This window comes from Robinsoniella sp., from assembly GCF_034124845.1.
The window spans coordinates 1-9,136 of sequence record NZ_JAWYAJ010000067.1; the positions used below are offsets into that span (position 1 = coordinate 1).

The window sequence follows — 9,136 nt, forward strand, 5'->3', positions numbered from 1 at the left end:
GGTTAGAAAATACCAGTTCTGCGGCCAGCTGACGGAGTCCATACCAGTTTCCCACACCCATCTTTTCGTACACTACCTAAGATACAAAGCGTATTTTATCAGCAAAACCTCTACTCATTTCTTCTCCGAACCGTCCCCTTATACTCATTGGGCGTCTGACCCACATTTTTCTTAAAAATATCGCAGAAATAGCGGTAATTGCTGTACCCCACCATTTCGCTGACCTCGATGACCTTATACCCCTGGTTCAGAAGATCCTTAGCATGTTCCATGCGGGTTTTGGTCAGATATTTGATGTAACTCATGCCAACCTCATCTTTGAACAGGATGCTCAGGTATGCCGGGTTCATGGCTACCATATCCGCCAGCTCTGCAAGCCCGATATCCCGGTGATAGTTTTCATTAATATAGGTCAGCAGCTTTTCTACGGTACGGTGCATCCCTCCGATCCTGGAAACCTCCATTCGCTGAAGCATGGATCGGAATATTTCTTCCACAAAGGTATTGACCTCTTCATAGGATTCCATATTTTCCACATTCTGATAGGAGGGGAAGTGCTGTTCCTCCTTTCTTTCCCTGCGCTTTTCAAAATAAATGCCCAGAGCAAGACAGACCATTTTGTAGCTTTCTTTTTTGTATTCTTCCAGCGTGTCCGTATAATTCTGAAGTGCTTCCAGGGTTCCGGCAAGCATTTCTTCATATGCAGTAATATCCGCTTCCTCAATGGAATGCATGAATTGCTGGCTGATATCCTGAAACTCCTTCTTTCTGATCTGGGTTTCCTCGTTGCGGGACTGATTTGCCCTGTCAGCCAGGAGGCTTTCTGTCATCTGCATGGTATCCCGTATCTTATCCATCGTTATGGGCTTATCAATATAGCCACGTACCCCAAGAAGAAGGGCTTTTCTCGCATACTCAAATTCCTGATAGCCGCTGATCACCACAAAAATGGTATCCGGCGTATACTCTCTGGCTTCCTCAATCAAAGAAAGACCGTCCATCCCTGGCATACGGATATCCGTAATCACAAGATCCGGTTTTTCTTCCAGGATCACACGCAGTCCTTCAATTCCGTCATAAGCAAACCCAACCACTTCAAAATCCATTTTTTCTCTGGCAATCATGGCTTTAATTCCATTTACTACAATATATTCGTCATCAACGATCACTACTCTTTTCATTCGCGATTACTCCTTCCTGATAAGACAAACCTACCGTGACCGTAACCTTTGTCCCCACACCCGGCTCACTGTCAAAACTGACTCCATATCCTTCTCCATAAAACAGTTCGATACGTTCTCGTACATTTCGTACCCCATATCCATTTTCCAGAACTGACAAATCGGCAATTCCCACTCCGTCATCCTCAATGGTGAAAATAATCTTCTCTGCCTCCCGAACCGCTGTGACTGTTATACTCCCTTTCCCTATCTGTGGTTCCAACCCATGGTACATGGCATTTTCTACAAATGGCTGAAGAATAAATTTTAAAATATAGACGTCGTCCAAAGCATCCGGAATTTCAAGAACCAGAGCAAACCGGTTATTATAACGGAAGTTCTGCACTTCCATATAGGATTTGATGTGGGCCACTTCATCTGCAACCTTAATCAGTTTATTGCCTTTATTCAGACTCAGCCTGAACGTCCGTGACAGGGCATCAACCATCTGTGCCATATCATCTGCCTCATGAATGACAGCCATACAATACAGGGAATCCATGGTATTATATAAAAAATGGGGATTTATCTGTGACTGCAAAAGCAAAAGCTCCGATTCTCTTTCCTTTAATTCACTGGAAAGCAGACGCTCCCGCAGTTCCAGGTTATTGTTGACCATCTGCTTAAATTTATTACCGATCTGTCCGACCTCACTGGAATCAAATTCTTCTGTAATATTACGGTTTCCCTCTCCCACTTCCTCAATGGTGTTCTCCAGTTTCCGAAGAGGTTCATAGATTTTCCCGGATATAAATCTGGAAATATAAAACCCTAATACCACCAGCATAAGAATTACCCCCATAATAATGGCACCAATCACATTACTATCTCTGGTCAGCTCACTTTTTCTTATAATGCTCACCATTTTCCATCCGGTGGGATCATTCTCCACGCTGGCAAATACAAACTGGTTCCCGAAACCGGATTCCCGGAAATATTCCTGTTCAATCTGCTCCTGATCCTCTTCATTTCCTCTGAAATAAATAATTCCATTGTCCTTTTCATCATCCACAACCATAAAGGAAACGCTTTGGTTTGCCCGGTGGGTAGATCCAAAAGCTTTCTCAAATATCTTCTGCCGGATATTTACCACCATGTAGCCGATCCCTTCATAATTACCCGGGTCCACCAGTAATTTCCCCATGGACACCATTCCCCGGTTCTTATCCGGATTCAATATATTCTGCCCGTAAAATACTTCTTTACCACCGGCTTCATTCATTTCTCTAACCCAGCTGGTTTCCAGCACATTTTCAACATGGTAAGAGACACTCTCTCCTGAATTGGCAGAATATGTATAGAGTTTTCCCGTTTTATCCAATACAATAATTTCACCGATCAAGGTTTCCTGAGTTGCAATTCTGCCCAGATAGGATTCCAGTGTATGCCTCTCTGTACTGGAAAAATCCTTGTTTCCATTCATAGCGGACTCCTTGAAAACCGACATAAAACTTGGATTTACAAGAAGGTTTCTGGTGAGTTCTATGATATTATTTAATTGTATATCTGTGATTTCATCGGAGATTTCCAGGTTATAGGAAAAGTCCTCCTGGTAATTCCGCTCAATAATATGTTTGGACAGAAAGTAACTTAATACCCCCAGCAATACTGTGGAAAATACAGCCAGTGCAATAATCGCTGTTCTGATCTGATCCTTGATCTTACACCGTCCAAACCATTTTGCTATTTTTTTCATTTGTCTTCTCCATTTCAACTCAGTCAGAGCGTTGTATGCCAGACATATACTCCTCCTTTAAAATACACTAATCTCTCCAGTCTTACAATGCCAATTTCTTCTTTCTTGAAATATCTTGTACAATACTTACAAATTTAGCTTTTTAATTTATGCACTATTTCTATCTTTACAAATTCCGAAATCTGTGAGAATATAAAGTTATATTTTAACATCCTACGTTGAACGTTGGATAAAATAACTGAAAGGATTCAGTATTGCAGGCAATCCTGCAATATAAGGGTATTAAGATGAAAATAGGATTAGTGTATACAAGTACCACACCGGAATTAATTGAATTAGTTGAGCGCGAAGTGAAAAGCCAGCTGGGAGAAGAGGCTATACTTCTCAGTTATGAAGACCCTACGATTCTCTCTGAAACAAGAGATCACGGATATGTGACCGCAAATGCTGCTGCCAGACTGATTACCCTGTTCTTAAAAGCTGTTCAGGACGGCGCCGATGCAGTTTTGAATATCTGCTCTTCTGTGGGGGAAGCTGCTGACTGCGTACAGGATATGGCAAAATACATCGGTGTCCCTATCGTCCGGGTGGATGAGGAGATGTGCCGGGATGCTGCCCGCCGTGGTTCCCGCATCGGAGTGCTGGCTACACTCCCCACTACTTTAGAGCCAACAAAAAATACCATTCTCCGGGTATCCAGAGAAATCGGAAAACCGGTAACGCTGACAGACGGTTTAATCAATGGTGCATTCGGACTGGATCAGGAACAGTTCAAGGAACTGCTTCTGAAAAAAGCCGGTGAAATCTGCCAGGATGTAGATATCATTCTCTTATGCCAGGGTTCTATGGCTTACTGTGAAGAATTGATTGCAAAAACTTACGGGAAGCCGGTGGTTTCCAGTCCCCGCTATGGTGCAGCGGCTTTAAAAGAAGCACTGCGTATGAAGGGTTTGATACTATAAATATAAATAATATAAGATGGAAAGCGAGGTTTTATTATGCTGACAAATACAACAAAATCCCCATTTTCTAAAGTTTCCCCTCTCCCCTGGAATGCCGTTAACTGGACCAAAGGCTTTTGGGCAGATGCATTTCAAGCCTGTGCCAGTGATACCGTTCCCCATTTACAAAGTATGTTTGAGGCTAAGGATATCAGCCATGTTGTGGAAAACTTCCGCATCTGTGCAGGCGAAACAGAAGGATCCTTTGACGGAACAAATTTTGGCGACGGCGATTTTTACAAATGGATGGAATCCGCAATGTACAGCGCGGCAAAAAACGGCAACCAGGAACTGTTAGACCAGCTGGATAAGTACATTGACCTTATCGGACGTGCCCAGCTTAAAGACGGTTATATTTCTACCAAGCAGATCCTGGGAGAACGCCAGAATAACGGGATCGCCCGGTTAGGTGATATTAATGATTTTGAAGTTTATAACTTTGGACACTTATTTACGGCAGCCTGCCTTTACAAACGAATCACCGGCAAGGAGAACTTTCTGGATATTGCCAAAAAAGCTGCTGCATATCTGGATCAGATGTATCAGGAAAATGCCAGAAATGGCGAGGTCCAGACCGCTGTCTGCCCTTCCCACTACATGGGTCTCATCGAAATGTACCGGACTACGGGGGACAAAAAATATCTGGAGCTTGCAAAGCTTGCCATCACGCTGCGTGACTCCGTGAAAGATGGCACCGATGACAACCAGGACCGTATCCCACTGAAACAGCACGATAAAATTTTAGGCCATGCCGTCCGTTCCAATTATCTCTATGCAGGAGTTGCCGATCTGTATGCGGAAACCGGCGAAGCGGAATATAAAGATATGCTGGATAAGGTATGGCGCAACCTGATCGATAAAAAGCTCTATATTACCGGAGGCTGCGGTGCCCTCTATAACGGAACCTCACCTTATGGCAACTTCTTCATCGACCAGAAAATCCATCAGGCTTACGGATATGAATACCAGCTTCCCAATGTTACCGCATATAATGAGACTTGTGCTTCGATCGGAAGTGTTTTCTGGGCTTATCGTATGTTCCAGTCAGATCCGAAAGCTGAATATTTTGATATTATTGAACGCACCATGCTGAATGTGAACCTGGCTGCCGTCAGCATGGACGGAAAGAAATATTTTTACGAAAACATGCTGCGCAGAGCGAAGAAACTGGATTATGAATTAATCTGGCCCCTGGAGAGAAGCGAGTACATTTTAAGCTACTGCTGTCCTCCGAACCTTGCCAGAACCATAGCCCAGTCCAGCGAATATGCTTACACCGTTTCCCATGACACACTCTGGATGGGTATGTACGGAGCCAGCCGCTCAGAAATAGAGCTTCCCTGCGGCGCATCCTTTACACTGATTCAGGATACCAATTATCCTTATGACGGAAAGATAACCCTGCGTATCGAGAACCTGAAGTATATAACCCCGGATAAAAAGACCCCCATCTACCTGAATATCCGTATTCCCGGCTGGGTAGAAAAGGGAACCATAGGCATTGGCGGGGAAACCACAATCTGTCTTACCCAAACTGACAGCCAGTCCTATCAGAAAATATGCATTAATCCGGACAAAGTATCCGACAAAGTATCCGAGATCACCGTACTCTTTGATATGCCTGCCCGTCTCACGACTGCCCATGCCCTGGTGGAAGAAACCAATAATCAGGCTGCACTGGAACGCGGACCCCTGGTTTACTGTCTGGAAAGCCCGGACGCAGATGTGGAAACCTTAGATGACCTTTTATGGAAGCTGGATGCTGAATTTAAACCCGCTGCATATAACATAGGGGGCAGAGACCTTACCGCACTGGAAGGAGAAGTATACCGCATAAACAGAGAAGAATACAACCGTGATTCCCTGTACCAGACCCTGCGTTATCACGGAATGTCCAAGACCCGTATCCGTCTGATCCCATACTTTGCATGGGACAACAGAGGATTCGGTGAAATGAAGATCTGGATGCCGGTGGCTTACAGCCATACCCGGGAGTAAGTTTCATCCTATACTTTGATTAAGATATAAAGGAGGTCCTCTATGGCCCAGACAAAATCAGAAACGCCAATCCTTTCCAGATCTTTGCAGAATAAATCCATTGTCAGCCGCATCGTAAACCAAATTACAGATGCCATTATCAACGGAGAACTAAAACCAGGAGACAAGCTGCCTACCGAAACCAGCCTCTGTGCCACTTTTGAGGTAGGACGCAACTCCATCCGGGAAGCGATTAAAATACTGGAAGCTTACGGCGTAGTCTACATCAAACGCCCTGACGGTACTTTCGTCAATGACCGGTACAGCCAGAAAATGCTGGATCCTATGCTCTATGGCATCCTCCTGGAGAAGAACTCCTCCGATGAAATCATACAGCTTCGCAAAGTTTTAGATATCGGCATTATGCAGCAGATTATGCACACCATCACTCCGGAACAGATTGCTCATATGGAGGGTTGTCTGGAAAACTTGAGAAATGCTGTCTCGAAAAAAGATAAGAATATTGATGCTGTCTTAAATGCAGATATCGACTTTCATATGGCACTTACAAATGCCTCCCAAAACCAGCTGCTGCTCAGCATGTATTCCTACGTAGACCGGATTACCATTCCCTCCAGGAAAAATGCTGTAAAAATGGTTCTGGCAGAAAATGATACCGATGATTTTATCCGTCTTCATACAGAAATACTGACCATGATTGCCCGGAAAGATTTTACCGGCATTGAACAGACCATAAATGAACACTATAAATTCTGGAAACAGGTAATTTAAATCCAAAGGAGGTTTATCTATGAAACATAATGCCGAAGTCTTAAAAACAGATGTCCTGGACAAATATCCTTCTATGGATACCCAACATATCGACCGTATGCTCAGGTCTGAATACCAGGACTTTCATAAAAAGATAGTGGTTCTGGATGATGATCCCACCGGAATCCAGACGGTTCATGACGTATATGTCTATACTGACTGGGAAGAAGCTTCCCTAAATGAGGCTTTTTCTGCAAAAGAAGATATGTTTTTCCTGCTGACAAACTCCCGGAGTTTTTCCAGGGAACAGACCATTCAGGTGCACACCCTGATCGCCCGCCGTCTGGCGGCGGCAGCCGTAAAAAGCAACCAGGGGTTTTTCCTGATTTCCCGTGGTGATTCTACACTGCGGGGACACTATCCCCTGGAGACAGCAATCCTCAGAGACAGTCTGGAATCAGAGTCTGGCATGAAAATGGACGGAGAAATTATCTGCCCCTTCTTCAAAGAGGGAGGACGATATACCCTTAACAATATCCACTATGTGAAAGAGGGGGATTTCCTGACTCCGGCTGGGAATACAGAATTTGCCAAAGACAAGACTTTTGGATATTCTTCATCGGATCTGAGGGACTACGTAGAAGAAAAGAGTGAAGGAAATTACCGCAGTGAAGACTGCATCACCATCTCTCTGGAAGAATTAAGATCACTGGATCTGGACAGCATTACCGAAAAACTGTTATCCGCCTGGGATTTTGCTAAGATCATCGTAAATGCCATTGACTACACCGACGTGAAGATATTCTGTATCTGCCTGATTCGTGCCATCAGACAAGGCAAAAATTTCCTTGCAAGAAGTGCGGCTGCTCTGCCTAAAGTCCTGGGACAGATCACGGATGTTCCGCTGCTCACCCAGAAAGATCTGGTAGCGGACAGTGAAGATAAAGGCGGTATCGTGATCATCGGGTCCCACGTCAAAAAAACAACGGATCAGTTAAACGCTCTGCTGGAGTCCAAAAAAGACCTGACTTTCCTGGAGTTCAATGTTAATGCCTATTTCCTGGAAGGTGGATTAAAAGCCGAGGTACAGCGTATCCTGGAACGTGCAGAAGCGCTGATCCGCTCCAATAAAACAGTGATTATCTACACCAGCCGGAAGCTTCTGGTACCCGACACCGCAGACAAAGATAAAATCCTGATGGCTTCTGTCCACATCTCCGATGCCCTCACCAGTATTATATCCCTGCTCAATGTGAAACCCCGTTTTATCATTGCCAAGGGTGGTATTACATCCAGCGACGTAGGAACAAAAGGCCTGCAGGTGAAAAAGGCGCTGGTATTGGGACAAGTGAAAAAAGGAATCCCGGTATGGCTCACCGGAGCAGAAAGTAAATTTCCCGATACGCCATATATTATCTTCCCCGGAAATGTAGGGGAAGTAGATACCTTGCGTGAAATCGTAGAAGAATTATGTTAAAACGAATTTTTCAGAAAATCCAGAAAGGGAAGAACGCATGAAAAAAATTATAATCTCACTGGCTCCAGTGGCAGCCTCTACCGCCATTGACGCGGATGCACTGGCTCTGGATGTGCAGAAATCAGTAGCTGCAGGTGCCGCAATGTGCCACCTCCACTGCCGCCGCCCGGATGGCTCCCTCACCGCAGATACGGGATTTATGGTAGAATGCTTTGAAAAAATCCTGGCTAAAACAGATGTGCTGGTACAGGCATCTACCGGAGGTGTCTCCGATCTTACTATTGAAGAACGCTGCACGCCCCTGGATTATGCGAAGGTAGAATCTGCATCCTTAAACGGCGGTTCCACCAACCTTGGGGAAGCCGTTTACCGCAACTCATTTGAGGATATCCGCTACTGCGCAAAAGCCGTATATGAAAAGAAAACCATACCGGAGATTGAAGTATTTGATATCGGTATGATTCATAATATTGAAATGACCGCAAAAGAATACCCCTTCCGCAACCCTATCATCTACAACCTGGTATTCGGGCACAAAGGCGGTATGCAGCCCACAGCAGAAAGCCTTGCAGCCTTCCGTTCCTTTGTTCCTGCCGATGCTAAATGGGGCGTAACCCATTTTGGACGTGACAACTGGCACTTCCTGGCTGCAGCAATTGCAATGGGCGCCAGTATTGTCCGGATCGGATTTGAAGACAGTGCCTTCCTGGCACAGGACAAGTCCGCATCTATGAACTTTGAACTAGTGGAACGGCTGGCACATCTGATCCGGGCGATTGGATTTGAAACAGCCACACCGGATGAGGCACGGGAGATTATGCATACCCTGAAATAGTCTATTTTACTCCTCTGCTGCCAATCACTCCAGCCAGCAGAGAAGTAATCGGTACCGCAAGTATCACCGCGATGCTCCCCGTAAGTCCCTGTGCCAGCTCAATGGCAATGTAATCGGAGCTTAACAGCTGATCCATGTGAATTCCATAGGCTTTTAACA

General features: G+C 45.0%; 8 protein-coding genes. 5 read left to right on the top strand and 3 right to left on the bottom strand.

The window, feature by feature from the left end; translation table 11 throughout:
• Positions 1 to 110: 110 nt before the first annotated feature.
• Both ACH2DQ_RS03340 and ACH2DQ_RS03345 read right to left on the bottom strand, forming a co-directional pair.
• Positions 111 to 1,181, bottom strand: coding sequence for a response regulator (locus ACH2DQ_RS03340; RefSeq protein WP_394912135.1), 1,071 nt, complete (start codon positions 1,179 to 1,181; stop codon positions 111 to 113).
• A complete protein-coding gene (locus ACH2DQ_RS03345; protein WP_394912134.1) occupies positions 1,159 to 2,916 on the bottom strand; it encodes a sensor histidine kinase in 1,758 nt (585 codons plus the stop codon). The genes ACH2DQ_RS03340 and ACH2DQ_RS03345 overlap by 23 nt, the downstream gene beginning before the upstream one ends.
• A gap of 287 nt (positions 2,917 to 3,203) precedes the next feature.
• On the opposite strand from ACH2DQ_RS03345, the gene ACH2DQ_RS03350 reads away from it, so the two are divergent.
• From ACH2DQ_RS03350 to ACH2DQ_RS03370, 5 genes are read left to right on the top strand one after another with little or no spacing between them, the layout of a single operon-like run.
• On the top strand, positions 3,204 to 3,878 hold the full coding sequence (locus ACH2DQ_RS03350; RefSeq protein WP_394912133.1) for an aspartate/glutamate racemase family protein: 675 nt from the start codon (positions 3,204 to 3,206) through the stop codon (positions 3,876 to 3,878).
• Positions 3,879 to 3,914: 36 nt separating this feature from the next.
• A complete protein-coding gene (locus ACH2DQ_RS03355; RefSeq protein ID WP_394912132.1) occupies positions 3,915 to 5,915 on the top strand; it encodes a glycoside hydrolase family 127 protein in 2,001 nt (666 codons plus the stop codon).
• Between the two features lie 42 nt (positions 5,916 to 5,957).
• Entirely contained in the window at positions 5,958 to 6,686 is a 729-nt protein-coding gene (locus ACH2DQ_RS03360) for a FadR/GntR family transcriptional regulator (protein ID WP_394912131.1), read from the top strand.
• A 19-nt stretch (positions 6,687 to 6,705) separates the two neighbouring features.
• A complete protein-coding gene (locus ACH2DQ_RS03365; RefSeq protein ID WP_394912130.1) occupies positions 6,706 to 8,142 on the top strand; it encodes a four-carbon acid sugar kinase family protein in 1,437 nt (478 codons plus the stop codon).
• Positions 8,143 to 8,179: 37 nt separating this feature from the next.
• Complete coding sequence (locus ACH2DQ_RS03370; RefSeq protein ID WP_394912129.1) at positions 8,180 to 8,977, top strand: 3-keto-5-aminohexanoate cleavage protein; 798 nt, start codon at positions 8,180 to 8,182, stop codon at positions 8,975 to 8,977.
• Between the two features lies 1 nt (position 8,978).
• On the opposite strand, the gene ACH2DQ_RS03375 is transcribed toward ACH2DQ_RS03370, so the two are convergent.
• The coding region (locus ACH2DQ_RS03375; protein ID WP_395025596.1) for a YibE/F family protein at positions 8,979 to 9,136 on the bottom strand (158 nt) is incomplete at its 5' end.

What these genes read in the sequence shown, in the direction of transcription:
- ACH2DQ_RS03340 (WP_394912135.1), bottom strand. Translation starts at nt 1,181, where the DNA reads ATGAAAAGAGTAGTGATCGTTGATGACGAATATATTGTAGTAAATGGA.
- ACH2DQ_RS03345 (WP_394912134.1), bottom strand. Translation starts at nt 2,916, where the DNA reads ATGAAAAAAATAGCAAAATGGTTTGGACGGTGTAAGATCAAGGATCAG.
- ACH2DQ_RS03350 (WP_394912133.1), top strand. Translation starts at nt 3,204, where the DNA reads ATGAAAATAGGATTAGTGTATACAAGTACCACACCGGAATTAATTGAA.
- ACH2DQ_RS03355 (WP_394912132.1), top strand. Translation starts at nt 3,915, where the DNA reads ATGCTGACAAATACAACAAAATCCCCATTTTCTAAAGTTTCCCCTCTC.
- ACH2DQ_RS03360 (WP_394912131.1), top strand. Translation starts at nt 5,958, where the DNA reads ATGGCCCAGACAAAATCAGAAACGCCAATCCTTTCCAGATCTTTGCAG.
- ACH2DQ_RS03365 (WP_394912130.1), top strand. Translation starts at nt 6,706, where the DNA reads ATGAAACATAATGCCGAAGTCTTAAAAACAGATGTCCTGGACAAATAT.
- ACH2DQ_RS03370 (WP_394912129.1), top strand. Translation starts at nt 8,180, where the DNA reads ATGAAAAAAATTATAATCTCACTGGCTCCAGTGGCAGCCTCTACCGCC.